This is a genomic window from Dethiosulfovibrio faecalis (assembly GCF_021568795.1).
GTDB lineage: Bacteria > Synergistota > Synergistia > Synergistales > Dethiosulfovibrionaceae > Dethiosulfovibrio > Dethiosulfovibrio faecalis.
In genome coordinates this window covers 99,972-123,747 of record NZ_JAKGUE010000003.1, presented here as the reverse complement: position 1 = coordinate 123,747, position 23,776 = coordinate 99,972, and the positions used below count along the sequence as shown (strand labels likewise).

Sequence of the window (23,776 nt, the reverse complement as noted above, 5' to 3'; positions counted from 1 at the left end):
AGGAGGGATGTAAGTTGAGAAAAGCGATAGCCACCGATAAGGCCCCTGCGGCCATAGGTCCCTACAGCCAGGGAATAGAGACGGAGCAGTTCGTCTACACCTCCGGGCAGCTCGGGATGGATCCGGCAACCAAGGCCTTTCCCGATACGATCGAGGAGCAGACCAAACAGGCCCTGGAGAACGTCAAGGCCATCCTCGAGAAGGCCGGAAGCTCCATGGACAAGGTCGTTAAGACCACGGTGTTCCTCAGCGACATGAATAACTTCGCCGCCATGAACGAGGTGTACAAGTCCTTCTTCACGGGAGAGTGTCCCGCCAGGAGCGCCTTCCAGGTAGCCAAGCTTCCTCTGAACGGAATGGTCGAGATAGAGGTAGTGGCCCTAAAAGGTTAAAGTCGGAGGTCGTCGGGAACTCCCGACGACCTCTTTAAAGTATGGAGGCTATGACCGGCGACAGGTTGTTTATCGCCCTTACCCCCGACAGCTCCTCTATGAGGACCTTCACCCTGGACGCCTGTCCCTTGACCATTATGACCTCCACACAGTGGTCGTGATCGGCGTGGACGTGGTTGGTGCATATTATGACGTCGCCGAAATCGTGCTGTATGTCGGTCAGGGTCGAACAGGCCTCCCTGGTGTGGTGGTTGTAGGAGATGGTCACAGATCCGTAGACGGTGCCCTTCCCCTCGGTCCAGCGTGTGTCCGAGATGGAGTCCCGGATCAGCTGTCTTATGGCCTCCGAGCGGTTGGGAACTCCCTTCCGCTCTATCTGGCGGTCGAAATCCCTCAGTAGTCCTTCCGGAACCGCCACCCCGAAACGGACCAAAACGTCTCCTGCCATTCTACTAACCCCTTTCCCCTTTCCCCCATTATATCAACTTACGTATCGACTTAGTTTTTTCAGGGAAAAATTGAAGGTTCGAAACGGTAAAAATAAATATTAGGAAGTGATGGAGAATGAAAACCAGAACAGAGAGAGACTCCCTAGGGGAGGTCCAGGTTCCAGAGGAGGCCCTGTGGGGGGCTCAGACCCAGAGGAGCCTGAACAACTTTCCCATAGGCAGGGAGAAGATGCCTCAGGAGGTAATAGAGGCTTTGGTCCTAGTCAAGAGGGCCGCCGCAGTGGTCAACGTGGAGCTTGAGGTTTTGGACGAGGACAGAGGACGAGCCATAGCCAAGGCGGCCGATAGGATACTGTCGGAGGACTTTTCCGATCAGTTCCCCCTGTCTCTCTGGCAGACCGGGAGCGGCACCCAGACGAACATGAACGTCAACGAGGTGATAGCCAGGATAGCATCGGACGATTCCAGGTTTTCGATCCATCCGAACGACCACGTGAACCGAAGCCAGAGCAGCAACGACGTCTTCCCCACCGCCATGCACGTGGCGACGGTACTGGCGGTGGAAAGAAGGCTCCTTCCCGCACTGGAGAGGATCACGAAAGTGCTTAGGGAGAAGAGCGACCGTTACCGAGACCTGGTCAAGATAGGCAGGACCCATCTCCAGGACGCCACCCCTCTGACCTTGGGACAGGAGATAGGCGGCTGGGTCCGCATGATGGAAAGGTGTCAGTCCATGGTGATCACCTCGGTGGAATACCTCAAGGATCTGGCCCTGGGAGGTACGGCGGTCGGCACGGGCCTGAACGCCCCGGAGGACTTCGGAAGAAAGGTCGCCCAGGAGATAGGGGACCTCACGGGAGTCGATTTCAGCACCGCTCCGGACAAGTTCCACTCCCTGACCAGCAAGGACGAGCTGGTGGCCTTCCACGGCGTCCTCAAGGCCCTGGCGGCGGACCTCATGAAGATAGCCAACGACGTCAGGTGGCTAGCGTCCGGGCCCCGGTGCGGGCTGGGAGAGCTGATCATACCGGCGAACGAACCTGGAAGCTCCATCATGCCAGGCAAGGTCAACCCCACCCAGGCGGAGGCGGTCACCATGGTGGCGGTGAGGGTCATGGGAAACGACACCACCGTCGGAGTGGCCGCCAGCCAGGGCAACTTCCAGCTGAACGTCTTCATGCCCGTGACCATCGAGGCGGTGCTCAACTCCATAGGCCTTTTGAGCGACGTCATGGAATCCTTCACGGACCGTTGTCTGGCGGGTCTGGAGGCCGACGAGGAGCGGATATCCCAGGTAAGGGACAGATCTCTGATGCTGGTCACAGCTCTGGCGCCGGTGTTGGGCTACGACGGGGCGGCGGCCATAGCCAAGAAGGCCCACTCCGAGGGAATTACACTGAAAGAGGCGGCGGTAGCCATGGGGAGCCTGTCCGGTGAGGAGTTCGACAAGCTGGTACGTCCGGAAAAGATGGTATAAAAGGAAGTAGGGGGTACTGCCAAGTTTTACCTCAAGTAAATGTGCGAAAGATATTGTACGTTATCTTCTCCATTGTGGTATTGCCCTTTTTAACACAAGCACCCTGAGGGATTTCCTGTCCCACAGGGTGCTTTATTTCCCGAAAAGATCCGCATGCGTTCCTGTCCGGGTAAGGGTCAACACCAGGACCGATGCTTCCACACGATATATCAGTAACCAATCAGGCTGAATATGACACTCTCGATGCCCTGCCCAATTTCCGGAAAGAGCGTGATCCCTGTTTTTTGGGGGGAGCTCCTCAGCCATAGCCAGAATGGAGATGACGTCTTCTATGAGCTCTATCTTTAGCCCACGTTTAAAGGCTTGTTTGTAGTCCTTTCTGAATTGAGAGGTCGGTTTTACAGTTAGTTTTGTCTTTCTCATTTTCTGAGATCGGCAAAAAGCTTGTCTAAATCGGTGTAGCCCTTGATTGAGGGGTCTTTGGCGATAATCTCAGCCTCTAATATCGCAGCCATGGTTTCCCTGTTTATATTGTTTACAGAGATTTCAAAAGGAATCCTGCCTTCACGGAGCGACTGGCGAACGAAGATGTTGAAAGCAGTTGTCATATTCATCCCCATCTCTCCGAAGAGAATCTCTGCCTGAGCCTTTAGGTCGGAATCCATACGGATGCTGATATTTGTGGTATTTCCAGCCATATGCCCACCTCCTTTTGTTTACCTACATCATACGTCTATTGTGCGAAAAAAACAATACATAGCACGAACTAACTAGTTCTCCAGTTCGGCGGCGTACTTTTCCCTGTTCTCCGAGATGTCTTTGATCTTCTTCATGGGCAAGCCAGTTATATCCACCATGGGGAGTCTGTCCGGAGAAGATGGTATAAAAGGGATTAGGGGAGCCCGAAGGCTCCCCTAATCATCTATCCGTGCTCTCTTTACGCTTTAGCGACACGTTTTATGCTTTAGCGACACGCTGTCTGAAGCTCTTCAGTACCATTATCCCCAGAAGGAGTATGCCTACATAGCCGTTTATGACGTAGACTATGTTGACCAGCCTGGCGAAGGGAAGGTATATCCCGACCACCAGCCCCGCTACGGCCAGTATAATCGTCGCCGTCCTGAACCGGGGGCTCTTGTCCTCGGCTATCCTGGAGGAGACGGACCACAGAAGCGGAACGGCCGTGGTGTATATTCCCGCCACTATTATCAGAGAGAAGCCGTTCGCCAGCATGGGGTGGACCTTCTCCGCCAGTATCAGCATAGGTATCTGGCTCGCGGCGACGTCCTTCACGTAGGCCAGAAGGCCCAGGGCCACCACTATGACGGCCAGGGAGAACCCTATCGCCCCCAGACCGGCCCCGTAGGCCGCCTCTTTTCTGCTTTTGGCCGTGGCCCCCATGGCCGCCAGGAAGGACGCCAGCCAGAGCATGCAGAAGCCAACGTAGGATCCGGCTGCGAATATCCAGTTGGAGGACGCCTTCATGATATTCATGGTCGGGAGCGCCTCCTGACCTCGGGCTATGCCGTCGAAGTTGCCGAATATGGAAACCAGTCCGAGCCCTATGGATATTACCACTATGGTGGGGCCGATCCTGCCTATCACGTCCACTATCCTGCCAAGCCCGAAGGAGACGGTGAACCCGGCCATAAGGGCCATGAGGACGCCTCCGACGTAAACGGGAAGGCCGAAATGCTGCTCGACCGTGGCTCCAGCTCCGGCTATCATGACCACGAAGGAGAGGTATATGAAGACCGTGGCGAAATAGTCGAAGAATCCTCCGAGGGTATCTCCGCAGTAATACCTGAAGATATCGCTGCTCCTCTCGAACTTCTCCTCCTGTCCCACTGTGATGAAGCTCACCCCTACGAACAGCAGCAGTATCAACGTCAGGACCGCCCCGGCTATTCCCCTGTAACCGTAGGACGTGAAATACTGGAGCACCTCCTGTCCGGTGGCGAACCCCGATCCTATGAGAAACGCTATGAAGGCTCCTCCGAAGGTTATCACCGTCTTTACGCTGTAGTCGTCGTTATTCATGGGGAGCCCCTTTCGGATCTCTTCGTTGGAGGCCCAGCTTCATACCTTCGTCCCAGGCCGTCTTTGCCAGATCGGCGTCGATCCAACGATAATCTACGTCGGCTGAGCTGTCTTGAACGATCCTCTGGCTCTTGAGGAAGGCTCTGGCCTTGTCGACCAGTTCCAAGTCGTCTCCGGACCAGGTTCCCTGTTTTCCAAGGATGATAGAACGGTAGGGAGAGCGGTTCAGCCTGTTGTTGGCCGAAAGAGGGGCGCTCACTAGACCGTACCCCGTTCGGAGCATCGACTCCACCTCGTCGAGGACGTCGATGGCGGTACCGTCAACCCATCGCGCCATAGGGAGGGAGTCCCTGGTTCTCTCGTTGTTGGTGACGACGATCAAGTCCATCACCTCCTCAGGCCTTGAAGACCGTCTGTTCGGAAACCTCCGTGGTCAGAGCCTCGAGCGCTTTGTTGATGAGCTTTCTCCTTACCTTTACGTCTCCCTCGGGGCCCTGCTCGGGAGCTCCTATGGGATGGGGAATGGCCACCCCGGGAACTATCCTGTTAGCTCCGACGGTCAGCATTATCGGAACGATCGTAGCCATCTGGACCACCGGTATACCCGCCGATTTCTCTATTTCCCTCGACATCGATGCACCGCATCGAGTGCAGGATCCTCAGGTGGACGTGAGTATAACTCCGTCTACGCCGCTTTCCCTCAGCTTTGCGCCTATCTCCTGACCGAAGCGTTCGGCGTGTCCCACGGCGGTGCCTGTTCCGGTGGTGCAGTAGGCGTATTCGTGAAGCTTGCCTATAACTCCCTCTTTCTCAAACTCCCTCATGACGTCCAGAGGAAGCACCACGTCGGGGTTCTCGTTGGCCCAGGTGGTATCGTAGCCGCCGTGGATGGACTCGTAGTTGTCCGGAGTCAGATCGTTCAGTGAACTTATGTCGTATATGCCGTAGCTCTCGGCGGAGGACACCCTGATCTTGTCCGGGTTGCCCTTGGGCACTATGCCTCCGGAGGTTATTATGGCGATGGTCGCCTTGGAGAGGTCCTCTATGGGAGCCGACGGCGGAATCTTTTTGAACACCGGCATCTCGTACTCGGTATGGAAGGGCTGGCCGTCCATCTTCTTGAGCAGCATCTCCACCGCTCTTTTCGCGCCAGTCTTCTCGTGGAAGAACACCTTTCTGACCCCTCTGGACAGATATCCCTCTTCCATGGCGGATCCCATGGCATCGCCCTTCAACCTCTTGAGAAGCAGAGAGCTCATGGTCTTTACCGCGTCCTTCATTCCTCACGTAAAGAGAAAGATCCTCCTGGAGATAAGGAGGATCTTCAACGGTCCCAGGGATATATCCACCATGGAGAGCAACAACCGCTTCGTGGTGCTCCACGGGGTTCGGCCCGCCGAGTCCTATCCGGCACCGTCAAATGCCGTTGCGGGAACAAGGGAGAAGACCGAGGAGCTTCTGGGCAGAATAATGGACGAGGGGCTAAACGCCGCCGTGGGAATAGGGTCTCCCGCCCTGGGGATAGCCGACCTGGCCGCTTCCTACAAGGAGTCCTGGAGGGCATTGACCCTGGGGAAGAAGTTCATGCAGGGGCCCGGGGTCTACTGTATAGACGACTATCGGCTGGAGGAGATGATCTCCACCGTCGCCCCGTCGGTGAGAAACCGGTTCGTGCTGTCCAATCTGAAAGCTCTAAGGGAGGGACCGGACTGGAACGAGCTCAAGGATACGATCCGATCGTGGTGCGAGAGCGGTTTCTCATTGGTCAACACCGCGAAGGAGCTTCACCTGCACAGGAACACCGTCATATACAGGCTGGACAAGATAAAGGCCTATTCGGGCCACGACCTGAGGGATTTTCGTACCTGCCTAAACCTCTACACCGCCCTGTTGCTGGACAGGTTCCTCGGCCCCGGAAGCAAGGAGTGACCCTAAATTGCCGTTCCTCCCTTCATATTATTCCCATGGAGCGGGCTTTTCTCAGGGCTTCCGTCCCGTTCGAGACTCCCAGAAAACGATAGAGTTTGGTCACGTGGTATTTGGCGGTGGAGTGGGCTATGCCGAGATCCTCCGCTATATCTCTGTAGCTGCCGTTACCCTTGAGCAGGGTTAGAATCCTCATCTGTCTCTCGCTCAGAGAGGTCTCTTCGAAACATGGGACTACGTTTTCGTAGCTCGTTCCCGTCACGGCCAGGGCCACCTCGGAGGCGAAGTCGGATATCCGCCTGCCGTCGGATTTCGTCCTCCTGAGAAACGAGACCATCATCGGCTTTATCGACAGGGCCTCGTCTAGAAACATCCTCATGTAGCCGTAAGGTTCGGCCAGTGTCAGGGCCTTCTCTATGTATTCGAAGGACCGTTTTCTGTCGTCGGTGCTCCAGTAGGCCGTGGAGAGGAGGATGTAGGATTCAAGCTCGTCCATAGGTCTATTGAAGTCTCGGCTCATACGGAGAAGCTTTTCCCCGAAGAGCTCGGCCAGGGCCGCCTTGCCCGAGGCCACCAGGGCCCTCTCCGTGGTGAAGTGTCGGTAGATGCCGTATAGGTCCGGAGACGACATGGGGTTCTCTCCGTAGGAGGTCAGCCATTCCTCCGCAGCCGTCCCGTCTCCTGAGACGATCCTTTGCCGGAACCTCCAGGCCCTGAGGTTTGGGACCAGATCGGTGGCCCCGTCTCTGTGGATCTGTCTCTCCATCTCGAGAGCGGTCAGTGACGTCTCGTCGCTTCGTCCCATGGCCTTCAGAATGTGGATCAGTATCATGTCGGAGCAGAAGCGGACGTCCCGACGGCAGTCTCTCTTCATGGCGGCGGTCTGAGCCTCCACCGCGTGGCGATAGGCTTCCTCCAGGTGGTTTTGTTCGTACAGTATTCCCGCGATCTGACACTCCCTCAGTATGAGGTGGTCTCTGACCAGAAAATCGGTCAGAGGCGCCCTGTCTTTTTCCATCGTCCTGTAGAGCTCGTCCATGGACAGGGCCAGGTCGGACCTCTCCCTGAGGGACCGGTGGATCAGAGGCATATTTGCGGAGAAGGTTCCGGGGGAGGGGGATTCTCCGAAGCATATGGGCGACGTGGGAGTCTCCTTGCCGTCTATCACCCTCTCTATATAGGATTTCAGGGGTATCCTGAAGTCCAGGACCTTCAGCAATGTCAGAAAGGACACGAAGGGGCCGTCTCCGCATCTCTTTGCCCTCCTGTACAGCATGTCCATGAGCTCGGTGAACCTCTCGGCGTTGCCGTCCAGGTAGTACATGAAGGCCGACTGGGCCAGAAGAGGCAGTCCCTCGTCTCCGGTGAACCTGATCCGTCCTAGCACCCTCTCCTTGAAGAAGCGGAATCTGCTGTGGACCGAGATATCCTTTCTGTATTTCGTCATGGCAGTGCAGCAGTCGGACAGCCCGGAGAGGCAGAGGCACCTCACGTATAGATCCGCCGCCACCAGGTAGTCCCCCTCGTCGAAGAATATCCTGCCGAGCGACCGATATATCTCGTCGATCCTGTCTCGACTCAGCTGGGAGTTGATCCTTCGGAGCAGATACTCCCTGAAAGGGGGGAATATGCCGTATCCGCCGTCCTCCGAGTTCTCCAGGAAGGCGTCGCTGCTGCGGAGGCGTTTCAGAAGGGCCTCGCAGTCTCTCGATCCGTTCAGGCTGCGGCATATATCCTCGTCCAGCCTGGGGCAGGGTGCGGCCCTTACCATGAATTCCCTGACCTCCTCGGGCCATCTGTCCCACACCCGGGAGTCGAGATAGCCGTCCAGAAGGCTCCAGTCGCCTTCGTCTCCCATCAGATAGGCGTTTACCGCCACCGGCCACCCCCTCGTCTCGGATATGACCTCTTCCGATCTTCTCAGGCTCATATGGTGCTTGGTCATCATGGAGGATATCTCCTCTTCGTCCATGACGAGGTATTCCTCCGTCATCAGTGCCATGGTGCCGTTCAGTATCGATGGAGACAGCTCCTTCGGAGGTCCTTTTCTGCTGAGGATGCACAAGATGAGCCCCGGGGAAGGGCTTTCCGCCAGATCGGACAGTATGCTCAGGGTCTCGCCGTCGGATATGTGCTGAAAGTCGTCTACCACCACGACGTAGTTCTTGTCGTTGTCCAGCAGGGAGGAGACGGATCGGTACAGCACCTCCCGAGGTGGACCTGTCGAGTCGGCGGCCTTGGCGAGCTTTCTGTTGGACTTCTGAGCGAAGGCCATGGCCTTCACCAGCTTTCGCACGAAACGTTCCGGAACGTCGTCGTCGCTGGAGAGATTTATCCATGCCAGCTTGTTTCTGAGGGGGCTGATCCATCGAGATATGGATACGGTCTTTCCGAATCCCGAGGGGGCCTCTACATAGACCCATCTTCTTTTCTTAGCGATGTTTTCGTCGAGAAAGGCTCCCATGCGTTTTCTGTATATAGTGTTGGTTCCGTATTTAGGGGGTGAGAATAGACGGTCTCTCGTCACCGGCGGAGCTCTCCTTTCGGGTGTTGTCGATGGAGCTGCGTTTTTCGAAAAAATTTTTCGTCTCCCGCTGAAACCTCGACCTCGGGTTATGGACGACCCTGTCGTCCGGAATGTAGAATTTTATCGTGTGAAAAAACGGCGTCGACGCCGTAATCAAGGAGGTTTCTTTTACTATGAAGAAGAGATGTTTTCTGCTTTCGATGGTGCTCGTTCTCGCCCTTTCCATGAGTGCCTTCGCTGCCACCATGGATTTTCCCCGTTTTACGATCGACGTTCCCCAGGGATGGGACGCCTCCGAGGACGGGACCACAGTTACTTTCCTGGCGAGCGACAAGTCCGCCGCCCTTACAGTGACGGTGGAGAAAAACGACGGAACCGCCATCAAGGACCTGGCCTACGCCTACGCTAATCAGTTCAAGGCTTCCGAGCCGGAGGTGGAGGACGACGTGTACATGTTCGGCTTCCAGAACGACAGCGGCGTCGATTGCTACGCCGTGCTCTGCGGCGACGACTCCGAGTACATTCTTTTGGTGGTCATAGGGGATCATCCTCAGCTGGAGGGTATGATCGATTCCATAGAGGAGAAATAATTCGAGTTAAGGTCCCCGTTTCACGGGGACCTTCCTGTTTCAGGAGACGGCTCGAAAGAGTCGTCTCCTATTCTTTTTTGGCCCTGTCGTCGTAGAATCTGCCGTGTTCCGCCAGTTCCCTCAGGGCGGTGTGGTCCAGAAGCGTGACGTCCCTCCTGTCCAGATCTATCAGCCCTCGATCGGTCATGTCGGAGAATATCCGAGACAGGGTCTCCGGGGTGGTCCCCAGAACTGAGGCTAGCTGCCATTTCGGAATGTCCAGATGCAGGCTTCCGGGAGATTTTTTCTCCTCCGCCAGCATGATGAGATACGACGCCAGTCGCCCCGGAACCTCCTTGAGTGCCAGGCTCTCCACCTGTAGTGTCAGCTCCCTCATCTTGGAGGAAAGGCCGGACATCATGGACAGGGCTATCTGAGGCTCTCTGGACAACAGGTCCAGAAAGGCTCTTCTAGGAAATAGCAGCAGCTCCGAGTCGGACATGGCCTGGGCCCAGGCGGGGTAGTTTTTCCCGGCGAACATGGACACCTGGCCGAAGTGGTCTCCCGGGCCGCAGACGTGGAGTATAACCTCTCGCCCCTCCTCGGACATCTTGTAGACCCTCACCCTGCCTCTGAGCACGGCGAAGAACCCCTCCCCGACCTCCCCGTCGGAGAATATTATCTCCTTTTTTCTCACCTTCTTGAGTATGGAGATCGAGAGTATCTTTTCGCTCTCCTCCCGGGAAAGTCCGTTGAACCCGGGAATCCTCTCCATGGCCTTTTCCATGGTCACCTGGCGAATCCCCCCTCTTTTTCTTGATACCGGTCAAGGATATATGCTTTTTCATAGTCCATTATGATAAGCACGATGTGCGGGGATAAGTTTTCCCGTGCTTATTATAACCTTACACAGAGGGGGAGATGAAAGAATGTCCATGTTCTGTTTCCAGTGTCAGGAGACCGCCAAGAACTCGGGTTGCACCGTCAGGGGGGTCTGCGGAAAGCCCGAATCCACCGCCAACCTACAGGATCTTCTGATATACGTCTTAAAGGGGATAGCCGTCTGGGGGAAGAAAGCCGAAAATCTGGGGGTTTTGGATAAATCCGACGGGCTCTTCATAGCCCAGGGACTCTTCGCCACCATAACCAACGCCAACTGGGACGACGACCGCTTCGTCGAGCTCATAGGAGAGGCCATCAAGAGAAGGGACGACCTGAGAGCTCGCTTCGAGGCCGCCTACGAGGAAAAGGAGGGGCGGAGCTTCGACGGTTCCGTTCCGGACTGCGCCACCTGGGACGGCTCCATATCCGAGTACGCCGACAAGGCACTCTCGGTGGGGGTGCTGGCGACGGAGAACGAGGACGTCCGTTCCCTCAGGGAGCTTCTGGTCATAGGCCTTAAGGGGATCGCCGCCTACGGAGACCACGCCGCCGTTCTGGGCTACGAGGATCCGAAGATCTACGGCTTCTTCATGGAGGCCCTGGACTCCACCACGAAGGACCTGTCTGTGGACGAGATGATCGCCATGGTCATGAAGGCCGGCGATTTCGCTGTACAGACGATGGCCCTGCTGGACAGGGCCAACACCGAGACCTACGGCAAGCCGGAGATCACCGAGGTAGATCTGGGGGTCCGGAAAAATCCGGCCATACTTATCAGCGGCCACGACCTGAGAGACATGGAGGACCTGCTCAAGCAGACCGAGGGGACCGGCGTGGACGTCTACACCCACGGGGAGATGCTTCCGGCCCACTACTACCCTGCCTTCAAGAAGTACGACCATTTCGTGGGGAACTACGGCAACTCCTGGTGGCTTCAGAACGACGAGTTCGAGGCCTTCAACGGGGCCATTCTCATGACCACCAACTGCCTTGTGCCCCTGAAGTCGGGCAACACCTACAAGGACAGGCTCTTCACCACCGGCATGACCGGTTATCCCGGAGTGGTCCACATCCCCGACAGGGAGGACGGAAAGCCCAAGGATTTCTCCGCCGTGATAGAGAAGGCCAGGTCCTGTCCGGCCCCGACAGAGCTGGAGACGGGAAAGATAGTCGGAGGGTTCGCCCACGATCAGGTGATGGCTCTGGCGGACAAGATCGTGGAAGCCGTGAAGAGCGGCGCTATCAAGCGCTTCGTCGTCATGGCCGGATGCGACGGCCGTCACAAGACGAGAGACTACTACAAGGAGGTCGCCGAGGCCCTTCCCCAGGACGCCGTTATACTGACGGCGGGATGCGCCAAGTATCGCTACAACAAGCTGAACCTGGGAGACATAGGCGGCATTCCCAGGGTGCTAGACGCCGGTCAGTGCAACGATTCCTATTCGTTGGCCGTTATCGCCCTCAAGCTGAAGGAGGCCTTCGGCCTGGAGGACATCAACGAGCTGCCCATCTCCTACGATATCGCCTGGTACGAACAGAAGGCCGTGGCCGTTCTTCTGGCCCTGCTCTTTTTGGGGGTCAAGGACATCCGCCTCGGACCGACCCTTCCCGCCTTCCTCTCGCCCAACGTCGCCAAGGTGCTGGTGGACAACTTCGGCATAAGGGGAATCGGAACGGTGGAGGAGGACGTGGCCGCCATCATGGCGGGCAGGTGATCCATATCGGATGAACCGCGAAGGGAGCCCCTAAACGGGCTCCCTTCGTCTTTTTCCTCACTCGAGATTCAAAAGTACAGCCATGGAGTCGGTGGGATCCGCCTGGGTCACCTCCACCATGTCTCCTATGAAGGTCTTCGCCATGGGGGCCAGGCCGGGGTGGCATATCCTTAGCCTGGCCGGTATGCCCGGCTTCCCCATGGCTCCCGTCGAGAAGAGGGTCTCCAGGGTCTTCCACAGGGAGATGAGGCCGCCTCCGTTCACAGGTATCTTCTTCCCCGAGGTGGTCTCTCCCTCCAGCTCGACGACCATGAAGGTCTGCCCGCCTCTCTCGTCCCTTCCCAGTTTCTTGGCTCCCACGGTCCAGCCGGTATCGATAACCGGCAGCTCCCTGATCGACCGGTCCATGGACGGAAGGGCCTCCACCTCTGCGAAGGTATTCCGATGGAACAACTCCTCGCCTATTCCTATTAGGGGGCAGGAGGGATGGCCCGAGACGAAGACGATGGGCCTTCTCTCCCTGAAGTCCTCGGTCATGATAGTTCCTCTCTTGCAGAGCTCTATTACAGCCTTTACCGCGTATAGAAAACAGATAATCTCTCCAGCCTGGGGACATCTCACGCTGTCGAAGAAATCGTCGTAGACCAGAGGCTCGGGGTACAGGATTCCGTCCGGTTCGTATTCTATCGAGTCGTACCACTCCAGGGCCTGATCGGACAGGGAGCTCTTCGTTCCGATGGTGCAGGTGAAGAAAAAGGCCGATACTCCCTCCGGATCCCTGCTGAACTCCTCGTCCAGATCGTGATATCCCCTGCCGAGGGAGAGAGATATCTTGTCGTTGTCGTCCACCGCCAGGCTGGTCATGAGAGGCGCCGACTCTCCCGGTATTGCCATAAAGAAAGCCGGAGGCATTCCTTCGTGGTCTCTGATGTATTTATTCAACTTCTGGAGATCTATGCAGGCCGTTATAAGGTCTCTGGCGGCCCCAACGTATAAACTGTCCATGAATATACCTCCTAATATACTACGTTTGCCGTATTGTACATCTTTTACATGACGAAATCACCGCCCTATTTTACCGTTGACAGCATAATCTGGCGGCATTATACTTTTATGGACACATAAAAAGTGTTCATTGTGTGTGTCCATAAAATAAGGGGGTTGGTCTTGTTGAGTGGTGAAAAAGAGCGCAGAGAGGTAGGGTTACAGGGAGCCGTTTCTATTTTAGTCCTCATTCTTTTGATGATGATAGCAGGAAAGCTGTTCCTCGGTTTCGATACCGCCATATTGATAATGATGGTGTCCGTGGTGACCTCGGCTATCTACGTGTTCGGATACGGTTTTACCTGGGGTGAACTTTTTGATGGAGGAGTAATCCCCATGATAGCCAGGGCTTCCGGAGCCATCCTTATTCTCCTGACGGTAGGTCCTATGATAGCGGTCTGGATGGCCTCTGGTACGGTGCCTTATCTGATATACCTCGGGCTTCAGATACTTACGCCTAAGACCTTCCTTGCCTCGGCGGCGATAATATGCGCTATGTCTTCCGTTTTAACCGGTACGTCGTGGGGGTCGGCGGCCACCTTCGGGGTGGCCTTTATGGGTATCGCCTATGGCTTGGGCGTTCCTCTTCCTGCCGCAGCCGGAGCCGTGGTGGCCGGCTCTTATTTCGGAGATAAGCTCAGTCCGGTCTCGGACACGACGGTGCTTGCGGCTGCGACGGCAGAGGCGGATCTGATAGACCATATCAAGTCGATGATGTGGACTACTCTTCCGGCGTTTTTAATCGGATTGGCCTTGTACGCCGTAGTCGGATCCAGAAGCGGTGGAGAGATGGATATGTCCAAGATAGAGGTCATCCTCTCGGCCATACAGGGCAGCTTCAAACTGGGACCGGTGGTCTTGATCCCGCCCGTGTTGCTGCTGGTCCTGGCCTATATGCGATATCCTACTCTGCCGGTCCTTTGGGTCTCCATGATAGCGGCCACACCTCTGGCGATGATGCAGGGACATTCTCTTGGAGAAATCGTCGGTATCATGGCGAAGGGACCGTCTCTATCCACCGGTGCGGAGGCGGTCGACAAGCTGCTCAATCGAGGAGGGCTTTCCTTCATGGCCGGTGCCGTGGCCGTGGTGTTCTTCGCCTATATCTTTGCGGGGCAGCTTGAGTTCTCCGGTACCATAAGGACCGTTACCACCGCTCTTAGGGAGAGGTTTATAAAGAACAGCGTTGGGAAGTTCATCTTTTCCGTGTCCCTTACGGGGATAATAACCGCTTTGGGAACCGGTAACTCCTATCTGAGCATAATAATGCCCGGAACTATGTACAAGGATCTCTGCGACGACCTGTCGATCGATCGGAAGGTCCTTTCCAGGACTCTGGAGGACTCCGGTACCGTCACGGTAGCGATAGTTCCCTGGTCCGCCGCCGGCATATATATGTCCTCGGTGCTGGACGTCCCGGTGTTGCAGTATCTGCCCTGGGCGGTCATGTGTTACGCCGGAGCTCTATTCGCCTGGTTTTACGGCTTTACCGGCATAGGAATCTACCGCAACGATAAAGGTGATATTTGATGAACGAGCCTTTATGTCTCCCCCCTCTGTTAGTCAAGGGGGGGGAACTCATGACCTCGGCTTCCACCTGGATTAGGAGAGATCTCCTCTCCGTGTCGGGTAAGATCGTCGTAATCGATGGTCCGATCGACGAGGGATCTATAGGGATTTGTCTCCCCTACCTAAAGGTGCTGGACGCCGGAGGTTGCAAGGTGGTTCCGGGGTTCATAGATCAGCATAACCATTTCAACGGCGCCGGAGGAGAGGGAGGCCCGGAGTTCAGAACCCCTCCTGCCGAGCTTTCGTCATTTTTGAAGGCCGGGGTCACGGGAGCGGTCGGACTGCTCGGTACCGACGGGGTGTCTCGCTCTCTGGAGGAGCTTCTGGCTAAGGCCAGAGGGTTGGAGGCCGAGGGATTGAGCACCTGGATATACACCGGCTCATATCGTATACCCTCTCCCACCATGACCGGATCGACAATGAGGGACATGGTCCTTATAGACAAGGTGATAGGGGTCAAGATGGCCCTGTCGGATCACCGTTGCTCCCACCCCTCGGTCCAGGAGATCAGGCGACTGGTGTCGGACGTCAGGACGGCGGGAATGCTGTCCGGCAAGTTCGGGGTTGTCTGCGTCCATATGGGGTCTGAGAGCTCCGGACTCGGCCCGATCAGGGAGGCCCTTCGAGGATTGGAGGTGCCGCCGGGCCATTTCGTCCCCACCCACGTGGGTCGGACGGACGACCTCCTGAAGGAGGCGGTTGACCTTGTCCTCTGCGGCGGCAGGGCGGACATAACCGCGGACGGTCGGGCTCTTGCCGCCATAGAGGCCTTTTTGAGGGCCGGCGCCGATCTCTCCTCGGTAACCCTCAGTTCCGACGGAAACGGAAGCCTGCCCAGATTCGACGATCGCAAGAGGCTGATCGGAATGGCGATGGGCTCTCCCAGATCCCTTATGGAACGGATGAAGTCGGCGGTGGACGCCGGTCTGGCCCCTCTGGAGACCGTTGTAGCCATGGTCACCTCCAACGTGGCGGACGGCCTTGGGCTGAGAGGAAAGGGCCGTCTGGAACGGGGTTACGACTCGGATCTCGTGGTGTTGACCCCGGATCTGTCCATCCGTCACGTGGTCTCTCGAGGCCGGGTGATGATGGAGGACGGAGAGGTAGCGGTAAAGGGAGTTTTCGAGAGTTAGAACGTAAAAAATTAGATTCGAAAAGCGGAGGCAGATCATCGGGGATCTGCCTCCGCTTTTCGTATGAATTTGTCATTTGACGGTTTTGACCGTATACAGTAAACTCCTCCGAGTAATAAAGACAATAACTAAAGGAGATAATTTTATGGGGAAAAGGAGTGAAAGTTAGTGTTTAAGGATGAGATGACTCCGAAGGAACGGATGACGGCGTTCGCCAAGGGGGAGCCTATGGACCGCATCCCGGTGGTTCCCGACATGGGGGTCACAAAATCGGAGTTCATAGGCGTGACAACCAAGGAATATTACCATTCGGCGGAGAGGATGGCCGAGCTGGAGATAGCCCTGTTCGACTATCTGCACCACGACAGCATAGGCATATCCACAACCTTGAGAGGAATGGCGGAGGCCATGGGGTCCAAGATAGGCTATCCGGAGGACAACATCAGCTATCTGCTGGAGCCGGTGGTGAAGGATTTCGACGACGTGGACCGCCTCGAGCCGGCGGATCCCCGCAGGGACGGCAAGCTCCCTCTGTTGCTCAAGGCCCTGGAGATCATAAAGGACACCCTGGGGGACGTGGCCGACATAGGGGCTTCCATGACAGGGCCCTTCAGCGTGGCCGCTTCCGTGGTGGGGACGGAGAATCTGCTCAAGTGGATGGTCAGGGCCCCCGAGAAGGTGCATCAGGTGATGGAGGTAATAACCGAGTCGAACGATCGCTACATAGAGGCGGTGGCCCAGCTGGGACTGGGGGTGGGGTTCTGCGATCCCGTGTCCTCCACCAGCGTCATAAGTCCCAAGCAGTTCAGGAGCTTCTCCCTGCCCTACATGAAGCGCAACGTGGCCCACGTGGCCGAGTGTACCGGAGGCAGGCCAACCATGCATATCTGCGGGAAGAGCCGGGATCTGTGGGAGGACTGCGTCGAGGCCGGTATAGGGAACTTCTCCATAGACAACGTGGAGGACCTGGAGGACGCCAAGAACGTGATGGGGGACAGGGTCGTTATTACCGGCAACATCCCTCCGGTGGACGTGGTGGCCAACGGGACCGTGGACGACGTGTTCCGGTCCGCCAGGGAGTGCATAAGGAAGGCCTGGGATTCTCCCAAGGGCTTCATCCTCTGCACCGGTTGTCAGATTCCCAAGGGTACTCCCATGGAGAACATCAAGGCGATAATGGACGCAGGACGCGAATACGGCCGGTTGCCGATTCGTCCCGAGCTGTTAGAGGATTAGGAGGATCGGTGGAATGATATCGGAAAAGAAGGAATCGGGCAGAGGTCTGGCGTTTCTGCCCCTGTTGGTGTTCGTGTTCGTCTATCTCGCCACGGGGGTCATACTGGCCGCCAAGGGAGTGGACAAGGCCTTCTATCAGCTGCCGTCGCCTGTGGCGGTGATAATCGGGATAGTGGCGGCCTTTTTTATAGTTAAGGGGACCGTGGACGAGAAGTTCGACATGCTCGTCAAGGGATGCGGGGATTCCAACATAGTCATAATGTGCCTGATTTACCTTTTGGCCGGAGCCTTCACCACGGTATCCAGGGAGATCGGAGGGGTCGACGCGGTGGTGGATATGGGCATGGCGGTTCTGTCGCCCAAGTACGCCTCTGCGGGACTTTTCGTGATATCGGCCTTCATAGCCACGGCAACCGGGACCTCCGTCGGGACGGTGGTGGCCATGACTCCCATCGGGGTCGGGATAGCCCAGGCCGGTGGTCTCAACGTGACCCTTGCGGTTGGAGCCGTAATAGGCGGGTGTATGTTCGGCGATAACCTCTCCATAATATCGGACACCACCATTGCCGCCACAAGGACCCAGGGAGTTCGCATGAAGGACAAGTTCAACGTCAACGCCGCCATAGCCATTCCTGCGGCGGTCGTGACCATAGTGCTGCTGGTCATATACGGATCTCCCGAGACGGTCGTGCCGGCCGGGGAATACAGCTACGATTTCGTGAAGGTTCTTCCCTACATCTTCGTTCTGGTCTCGGCTCTGGGAGGCATGAACGTCTTCGTCGTCCTGACCGGAGGGATCCTCTTCTCCGGGGCCATAGGGCTCTGGAACCACACCTTCTCCATGTTGGGGTACTCCCAGGCCATCTACGGAGGCTTTACCGGAATGATGGACATATTCCTGCTGTCGATGCTCATGGGCGGTCTGGCCAGGATGGTCGAACGGGGGGGAGGAATAGACTGGATACTCGGCAAGGTCAGCCAGGTGATAGGGAATCGAAAGACCGCGGAGCTCGGCATAGCTGGGATGGTCTCCCTGACGAACATAGCCACTGCCAACAACACGGTGTCCATCCTCATCAACGGGGAGCTCTCGAAGCAGCTCAGCCTGAAACACGGCGTTGACCCGAGACGCACCGCCTCGTTGCTCGACATATTCTCCTGCGTCTTTCAGGGGCTTCTGCCCTATGGGGCCCAGATATTGATAGCCGCCTCGCTTATGGGGAGCGGAGCGAACCCCCTGTCCCTCATATCGTCCTGCTGGTACCAGTATATATTGGCGATCTTCGCCATAATATCTATCTTCGTTCCCTATGCGGACGGCTATATCAGAAGGCATCCGCTGGAGGCGGACCCCGACTGATCCTTGACGGGGTAGTAGACAAAGGATACAATCCTTAAAGTAATAAATAATATTACGTTAGGGAGTGTTTTTGTGAGAAATCTGAAGTATATCGCTATGTGTGTCTTTGCGGTTCTCTGTGCCTCCGTGGCCTTTGCGTCTTCGGTGGGAATAGTCGATCAGACTTACGTCAAGGAGCATGTCGGCAAGCCGGGATTCGTTCTGGTGGACGTGAGATCTCCGAAGGTTTTCAACGGTGAATCTCCCAAGAAAGGCATAAAGGGAGGCCATATCCCTGGAGCCATCGACGTTTTCGACAAAGAATTCGACTCAATGACCCAGGCCCAGCTCGATTCCATGGGTCTGACGAAGGATGTCACCGTGATAACCTACTGCAACAGCGGCAAGAGAAGCGGGGTCATAGCCGAGAAGATGGTCGAGATGGGCTACGAGTCGGTGAAGAACTACAAGGGAGGCATAATCGACTGGCAGAAAGATCCCTCCAATCCGATCGAACCGATAGCGAAGTAGTCGATACTCCGTAACTGGATATTTGTTCAAGATCGTCGTCGAAAGGACCCCGACGGCGGTTGGTCCGTAGTTTTACCTATATAGGAAATAATACCCTTGTCCTTGCGGGATGTGTCGATGTACTATGTAGGCCATCCTTTAAGATTAGGGGGAGTCTCATTTGATTTTTATCGAAAGACTCAAGTTTTTCCGTAGGATAATACTGTCGGCCCTTTTAGGGGCGGCCTGTCTGTCGGTCTCGGGGCCGGCTATAGCGGAGGAGGCGACGTCGGGAGATCTGTCCGGCGACGTCTTCTCCTTCCGTGTATTGAGGGATATGGCGGAGGAGCTGGCCTCCTCGGATTTCGAGGATCCGGAAGGGGTCGTGCCGGGTTTTCTGCTGGATCTCAGCTACGACGATTGGAGAAAGATCCGCTTTAACCCGGAAGAGTCCCTCTGGAGAGGGGATAATCTGCCTTTCGAGGTCCAGTTCTTTCACCCGGGGTTGTTCTACAATCGTTTCGTCAGGGTGAACGTGGTGGACGAGGGAAGGGTCGAGCCTGTGGCCTTCTCCTCCGATATGTTCGAATACGGCGACAGCTCCTTGGCCGATAGGGTTGCGGCGGTCTCCATGGATTTCGCAGGCTTCAGGGTCCATCACCATCTCAACAAAGACGACTACAAGGACGAGGTGGCGGTTTTCCTCGGCGCCAGTTATTTCAGGGCGGTGGCGAAAGGGGTTCAGTACGGGCTCTCCGCTCGGGGACTGGCTGTGGACACGGCGTTGCAGTCCGGCGAGGAGTTTCCCTATTTCAGGGAGTTCTGGCTGGACAGGCCGAAGGCTAGCGATGACGTTATGACCGTCTACGCCCTTTTGGACAGTCCCGGAATGACCGGAGCCTATCGTTTCGTGATAGATCCCGGGGAGACCACCGAGCTGGACGTTTCATGCGATCTGTTTCTTCGTAGGGACGTGGCCAAGCTGGGGATAGCCCCCCTTACCAGCATGTTCCTGTACGGAGAAAACGACAACGGACGGCCCGGCGACTTCCGTCCCGAGGTCCACGATTCGGATGGCCTGCTGACTTGTGACTCGGAGGGCAAGTGGCTCTGGCGTCCACTGTGCAATCCGAGACGGCTCTCCCTGTCCTCCGTCGAGATGGCCGATCCCGGCGGTTTCGGACTGGTCCAGAGAGACGCCGATTTCGACCATTATCAGGACCTGGAGGCCCGATACGAGAGACGTCCGTCTCTGTGGATAGAGCCTGCCGAGGGATGGGGAAAGGGTCGGGTCGAGCTGGTGGAGATTCCCACGAACAGCGAGATCCACGATAACGTGGTGGCCTACTGGATACCGGACAAGATGAAAGCAGCCGAGGGAGAGGCCCCGACCTATCCGAAAAAGCTCTACTTCTCCTATCGCATGAGCTGGATGGCTCCCGGAGAGGCGGTCCACCCTCTGGGACGTGTGGTAGCCACCAGAATGGCCGACGGAGGGGACCCCAAGACGGTTCGCTTCGTGGTGGATTTCGAGGGAGGGCTCCTGGACGATATCCCCGAGGACGGACCTCTGTCCAGCATAGTCTACGTCGGGGATGGAGCCAAGCTGGTGGACAAGCAGCTAGTGAAAAACGACGTTACAGGGGGCTGGAGACTCTCCTTCAGGGTGACCTCCGGCGTCGACGAGTCACTCAGGGCGCTGTTCCCCTCGATGGGAAACCGCCCCGTCGTAGAGCTGTCCGCACTGCTGAAAAAAGGGGAGAACCTGACCGAACCCCTCACGGAGACCTGGACCTATGAGTGGCGTCCTTAAATCCGAGGAGCTTCGTCGAATGACCAGGGATAGGGCGCTGTTATACGCCGGGTCCCTGGACGTCCCGGCAGAGGTGGCCCTGGATCTGGCACTGGAGGGGCTATCTCGAAGCGGTGCGTCCTCTCCGAAGGAGGCCATGGAATCCCTTTGGGATGTCTTGGAAGAGAGGAAGGACTCGATCGGTACGGAAAAATCGATACCCAGAGCGTCGGTTCCTCCTCTGAACAGGGCCGTGATGGTCTCGGAGGAGATGGACCTGGTTCCCTGGAAGACCGCCATCGTCAGGGCTCTCAGGTCCTGGCGGGACGATCTGTTCGGTCTGAGGAGATAGGCCGATGTCGATGAAGAACCTTTCTCCGAATCTCTGGTATCGGAGCGCCGCCTGGAGAAGGGCCCTTCTGCTGGCCCTTATACTGTTCCCGACCGCGGCGGCCTGTCGCACCATGGCCTCGGTGCTTCCCTCGAAGGGAGGGACCCCTCTGGAGGTATTGCTGCTGATCCTCTTCGGGGTCCTCTTCGCTTGGATATCCGTCGGTTTCTGGACCGCCTTCATGGGATTCGTGCTGCTTTTGGCTGGGAAGAACCGTTATTCTCCCTCCAATCACTGTCGGGGACGGGATCTGTCCATAGCCGACGTCTCCGCCCGGACCGCCGTTCTCATCCCGGTCTACAACGAGGACGTCAAGAAGGTCATGGCCGGTCTGGAGGCTGTCTACGATTCCCTTGAGAGGACCGGTTCGTCCGACCGTTTCGATTTCTTCGTCCTGAGCGACAGCACCGATCCGGACGTCTGGGTCGAGGAGGAGGCGGCCTGGCACCGTTTTTGCAGCGACAGGGACTGTTTCGGCAGGGTGTTCTACAGAAAGAGGCGAAGCAACGCCAAGCGCAAGAGCGGCAATATAGCGGATTTCTGTCGTCGATGGGGGAAAAACTACCGTTACATGATAGTCTTCGATGCCGACAGCGTCATGGCCGGGAGAACCATGGTTCGGATGGTCCAGATAATGGAGGATCGTCCGGATATAGGCATACTTCAGACCCCTCCCGCCGGGGTTAACAGGGAGACCTTCATCGCCAGAGCCCAGCAGTTCGCCAACAGGGTCTATGGGCCCATGTTCGCCGCCGGGATACACTTCTGGCAGCTGGGAGACGGTCAGTACTGGGGACACAACGCCATAATAAGGGTGGAGCCCTTCACGAAGCACTGTCAGCTTCCCAGGCTGTCCGGAAAGGGGGCTTTGAGCGGCGACATACTGAGCCACGATTTCGTGGAATCCGCCCTCATGAGAAGGGCCGGTTACGGTGTGTGGCTGGCCTACGATCTGGATGGAAGCTACGAGGAGACCCCACCAACCCTGTTGGACGAGCTAAAGAGGGATCGACGGTGGTGTCAGGGGAACCTCCAGCATATGAGGCTGATGTTCACCAGGGGGTTCTTCCCGACCCACAGGGCCCTGTTTCTGAACGGGGTTCTGTCATACGGATCCGCTCTGTTGTGGCTGGTCTTTCTCCTCATAAGCTCGGTGCAGGCTTTGGCGGAGGTCGTACTGGAGCCAAGCTATTTCCTGGAGACCAAGACCCTATTTCCCCAGTGGCCGGTCTGGCATCCCCATTGGGCTCTGGCTCTGCTGGGTTCGACGGCGGTGCTTCTGTTTCTGCCGAAGCTGCTCAGCTTCTCGTTGGTGCTGTTGAAGGATCCCGGAGCCTCTTCCTTCGGAGGAAGAGGCAAGCTCGCCGGTGGAATATTGGTAGAGGTTCTGCTGTCGACCCTGTTGGCTCCTATAAGGATGATCCACCACAGCCTGTTCGTGATCGGAACGTTGCTGGGAAAGGACGTCGGATGGGGAACCCAGTCCAGGGACGATCGAGGAACCGCCTGGGTCGACGCGGCGTCGGTCCACTGGTGGGCGACCCTTCTGGGGATCGTTTGGGGAGGGCTGCTGTATCTGGTCAATCCGTCGTTTTTCCCCTGGATATCCCCTATAGTCCTGTCTCTGGCCTTTTCGGTCCCCCTCTCGGTCTTCACCAGCAGGGTCTCGGTGGGCAGATCTCTCAGACGGTTAGGCCTTCTGGTCATCCCGGAGGAGATTCGGCTTCCCCGAGAGCTGGCGGAGGTGAAGGACCATATCGACGGAGAGAGACCTCCCTACAGCCCGTTTTCCTTTTCGGAAAGACAGGGTTTTCTCAGAGCCGTCACCGATCCCAGGGTTCACGGCCTCCATATTTCACTGCTTGCGTCCTGTGGCCATGAGGGAACGAGGATAAGGCCCGACAGGCTTCCCCTGGTGGATAGGGCCATCGCCGAGGGCCCAGGCTCCCTTGGCTCCGGGGATAAGATGGAGCTTCTCAAGGATCCCGCCGCCCTGGCGGAGCTTCACCGCCGGGTATGGACCCTGGAGGACGACCTGAAGGCCTCCGAATGGGGAATAGGCTTCAGTCCTGCGGGGTGAAGGTGTTTTTCGGAAGCGACTGGTAGGGCACGGCGGAGCGGTCCTTCACGCTGACCCAAGGGCAGTCCTTAAGGTACATCCTCCACGGAACCGTGGCATATGGTCCGGCGTAGGCCACACCGACCCTGGGGGCCGCCAGGATCCGGTCGTCTCCGATCGGCTCTCCCTTCCTTATCGTGAGGGGCGACGAGGGGTCGGTCAGGTCGATCCCGTACAGCTCGGAGGTGACCGCCAGAGCGGAGCACAGCTTCCCTGGGCCGTCGCAGAGCCTTTTCAGGGGCTGATTTCTCCGACGGGTCATGACGTCGATCCCCTCGATGGGTTCAAGAGCCCTTATCAGCACAGCGTCCGGCGTTCCCTCCGGCCCTGTCACGGCGCACAGCTGATGGTGCATGCCGTAGACGAAGAATATATAGGCCCTCCCTCCGGGACCGAACATGGCCTCGGTGCGGGGGGTCCTCTTCATGGGCCAGGCGTGGGATGCTCTGTCGTAGGCTCCGATGTAGGGCTCCACCTCCACTATCCTTCCGACCGTAGGCTCTCCCCCAGCGAAGCTCACAAGCAGGGATCCCAGAAGCTCTCTGGCCACGGCGAAACAGGACCTTTCGTAGAAGCTTACGTCTAACGGGGAAAAACATGCCTCCGGATTTTGACCGAAGCAAGAATACACATTATAATCTTTTCGCATAACAATCACCTCGTGTC

At 57.0% G+C, this 23,776-nt stretch carries 22 protein-coding genes and 1 pseudogene; 13 read left to right on the top strand and 10 right to left on the bottom strand.

Annotation, left to right across the window (positions count from 1 at the left end):
• The first annotated feature begins 14 nt into the window (after positions 1-14).
• A complete protein-coding gene (locus L2W58_RS04135; protein ID WP_236101749.1) occupies positions 15-392 on the top strand; it encodes a RidA family protein in 378 nt (125 codons plus the stop codon).
• Positions 393-426: 34 nt separating this feature from the next.
• On the opposite strand, the gene nikR is transcribed toward L2W58_RS04135, so the two are convergent.
• Entirely contained in the window at positions 427-840 is a 414-nt protein-coding gene (gene nikR / locus L2W58_RS04130; RefSeq protein WP_236101748.1) for a nickel-responsive transcriptional regulator NikR, read from the bottom strand.
• A gap of 116 nt (positions 841-956) precedes the next feature.
• Between nikR and fumC the strand changes: the two genes are divergently transcribed.
• The gene (fumC, locus tag L2W58_RS04125) at positions 957-2,318 is read left to right on the top strand and encodes a class II fumarate hydratase (RefSeq protein ID WP_236101747.1); all 1,362 of its coding nucleotides are present in this window, start codon (positions 957-959) and stop codon (positions 2,316-2,318) included.
• A gap of 132 nt (positions 2,319-2,450) precedes the next feature.
• On the opposite strand, the gene L2W58_RS04120 is transcribed toward fumC, so the two are convergent.
• The 5 genes and pseudogenes from L2W58_RS04120 to L2W58_RS04100 all read right to left on the bottom strand — a co-directional run.
• Positions 2,451-2,741 (bottom strand): type II toxin-antitoxin system YafQ family toxin, encoded by a 291-nt coding sequence (locus tag L2W58_RS04120; protein WP_236101746.1) that lies wholly within the window; start codon positions 2,739-2,741, stop codon positions 2,451-2,453.
• Positions 2,738-3,016, bottom strand: a complete 279-nt coding sequence (locus L2W58_RS04115) for a type II toxin-antitoxin system RelB/DinJ family antitoxin (RefSeq protein ID WP_236101745.1) — start codon at positions 3,014-3,016, stop codon at positions 2,738-2,740. Before L2W58_RS04115 ends, L2W58_RS04120 begins: the two co-directional genes overlap by 4 nt.
• Before the next feature lie 259 nt (positions 3,017-3,275).
• Positions 3,276-4,358 carry a YkvI family membrane protein gene (locus L2W58_RS04110; protein ID WP_236101744.1) on the bottom strand — a complete coding sequence of 361 codons (1,083 nt, stop codon included), beginning with the start codon at positions 4,356-4,358 and terminating at the stop codon, positions 3,276-3,278.
• Positions 4,351-4,746 (bottom strand): GrdX family protein, encoded by a 396-nt coding sequence (locus L2W58_RS04105; RefSeq protein ID WP_236101743.1) that lies wholly within the window; start codon positions 4,744-4,746, stop codon positions 4,351-4,353. Before L2W58_RS04105 ends, L2W58_RS04110 begins: the two co-directional genes overlap by 8 nt.
• 7 nt (positions 4,747-4,753) lie before the next feature.
• Positions 4,754-5,641, bottom strand: a pseudogene (locus L2W58_RS04100) (glycine/betaine/sarcosine/D-proline family reductase selenoprotein B); the annotation flags it as partial.
• Between L2W58_RS04100 and L2W58_RS04095 the strand changes: the two are divergent.
• Positions 5,565-6,287: a PucR family transcriptional regulator gene (locus tag L2W58_RS04095; protein WP_338033063.1), complete on the top strand. Its 723-nt coding sequence runs from the start codon at positions 5,565-5,567 to the stop codon at positions 6,285-6,287. The pseudogene L2W58_RS04100 and the gene L2W58_RS04095 overlap by 77 nt on opposite strands.
• A gap of 22 nt (positions 6,288-6,309) precedes the next feature.
• Here L2W58_RS04095 and L2W58_RS13155 read toward each other — a convergent pair whose 3' ends face one another.
• Positions 6,310-8,811 (bottom strand): winged helix-turn-helix domain-containing protein, encoded by a 2,502-nt coding sequence (locus tag L2W58_RS13155; protein WP_236101742.1) that lies wholly within the window; start codon positions 8,809-8,811, stop codon positions 6,310-6,312.
• Positions 8,812-8,984: 173 nt separating this feature from the next.
• Between L2W58_RS13155 and L2W58_RS04085 the strand changes: the two genes are divergently transcribed.
• Positions 8,985-9,401: a hypothetical protein gene (locus L2W58_RS04085; RefSeq protein ID WP_236101741.1), complete on the top strand. Its 417-nt coding sequence runs from the start codon at positions 8,985-8,987 to the stop codon at positions 9,399-9,401.
• 67 nt (positions 9,402-9,468) lie between these two features.
• Here the strand turns inward: L2W58_RS04085 and L2W58_RS04080 are convergent, their stop codons facing one another.
• On the bottom strand, positions 9,469-10,167 hold the full coding sequence (locus tag L2W58_RS04080; protein WP_236101984.1) for a Crp/Fnr family transcriptional regulator: 699 nt from the start codon (positions 10,165-10,167) through the stop codon (positions 9,469-9,471).
• A gap of 142 nt (positions 10,168-10,309) precedes the next feature.
• Between L2W58_RS04080 and hcp the strand changes: the two genes are divergently transcribed.
• Positions 10,310-11,977 carry a hydroxylamine reductase gene (gene hcp / locus L2W58_RS04075; RefSeq protein WP_236101740.1) on the top strand — a complete coding sequence of 556 codons (1,668 nt, stop codon included), beginning with the start codon at positions 10,310-10,312 and terminating at the stop codon, positions 11,975-11,977.
• Positions 11,978-12,034: 57 nt separating this feature from the next.
• On the opposite strand, the gene L2W58_RS04070 is transcribed toward hcp, so the two are convergent.
• On the bottom strand, positions 12,035-12,982 hold the full coding sequence (locus L2W58_RS04070; protein ID WP_236101739.1) for a hypothetical protein: 948 nt from the start codon (positions 12,980-12,982) through the stop codon (positions 12,035-12,037).
• A gap of 165 nt (positions 12,983-13,147) precedes the next feature.
• Between L2W58_RS04070 and nhaC the strand changes: the two genes are divergently transcribed.
• From nhaC to mdoH, 8 genes are all read left to right on the top strand, one after another.
• Positions 13,148-14,551 carry a Na+/H+ antiporter NhaC gene (gene nhaC, locus L2W58_RS04065; RefSeq protein ID WP_236101738.1) on the top strand — a complete coding sequence of 468 codons (1,404 nt, stop codon included), beginning with the start codon at positions 13,148-13,150 and terminating at the stop codon, positions 14,549-14,551.
• Entirely contained in the window at positions 14,551-15,723 is a 1,173-nt protein-coding gene (gene iadA, locus L2W58_RS04060) for a beta-aspartyl-peptidase (protein ID WP_255700372.1), read from the top strand. Before nhaC ends, iadA begins: the two co-directional genes overlap by 1 nt.
• 168 nt (positions 15,724-15,891) lie before the next feature.
• Positions 15,892-16,959 (top strand): uroporphyrinogen decarboxylase family protein, encoded by a 1,068-nt coding sequence (locus tag L2W58_RS04055; RefSeq protein ID WP_236101736.1) that lies wholly within the window; start codon positions 15,892-15,894, stop codon positions 16,957-16,959.
• Positions 16,960-16,972: 13 nt separating this feature from the next.
• Positions 16,973-18,319, top strand: coding sequence for a Na+/H+ antiporter NhaC family protein (locus L2W58_RS04050; protein WP_236101735.1), 1,347 nt, complete (start codon positions 16,973-16,975; stop codon positions 18,317-18,319).
• Between the two features lie 72 nt (positions 18,320-18,391).
• Positions 18,392-18,829 carry a sulfurtransferase gene (locus tag L2W58_RS04045; RefSeq protein WP_236101734.1) on the top strand — a complete coding sequence of 146 codons (438 nt, stop codon included), beginning with the start codon at positions 18,392-18,394 and terminating at the stop codon, positions 18,827-18,829.
• Between the two features lie 160 nt (positions 18,830-18,989).
• A complete protein-coding gene (locus tag L2W58_RS04040; RefSeq protein ID WP_236101733.1) occupies positions 18,990-20,621 on the top strand; it encodes an OpgD/OpgG family glucan biosynthesis protein in 1,632 nt (543 codons plus the stop codon).
• Positions 20,605-20,952, top strand: coding sequence for a hypothetical protein (locus L2W58_RS04035; protein ID WP_236101732.1), 348 nt, complete (start codon positions 20,605-20,607; stop codon positions 20,950-20,952). The genes L2W58_RS04040 and L2W58_RS04035 overlap by 17 nt, the downstream gene beginning before the upstream one ends.
• Positions 20,953-20,956: 4 nt before the next feature.
• On the top strand, positions 20,957-23,071 hold the full coding sequence (gene mdoH, locus L2W58_RS04030; RefSeq protein WP_236101731.1) for a glucans biosynthesis glucosyltransferase MdoH: 2,115 nt from the start codon (positions 20,957-20,959) through the stop codon (positions 23,069-23,071).
• Here the strand turns inward: mdoH and L2W58_RS04025 are convergent.
• A complete protein-coding gene (locus L2W58_RS04025; RefSeq protein WP_236101730.1) occupies positions 23,055-23,759 on the bottom strand; it encodes a DNA-3-methyladenine glycosylase in 705 nt (234 codons plus the stop codon). The two genes, mdoH and L2W58_RS04025, sit on opposite strands and share 17 nt — an antisense overlap.
• Between the last annotated feature and the right edge of the window lie 17 nt (positions 23,760-23,776).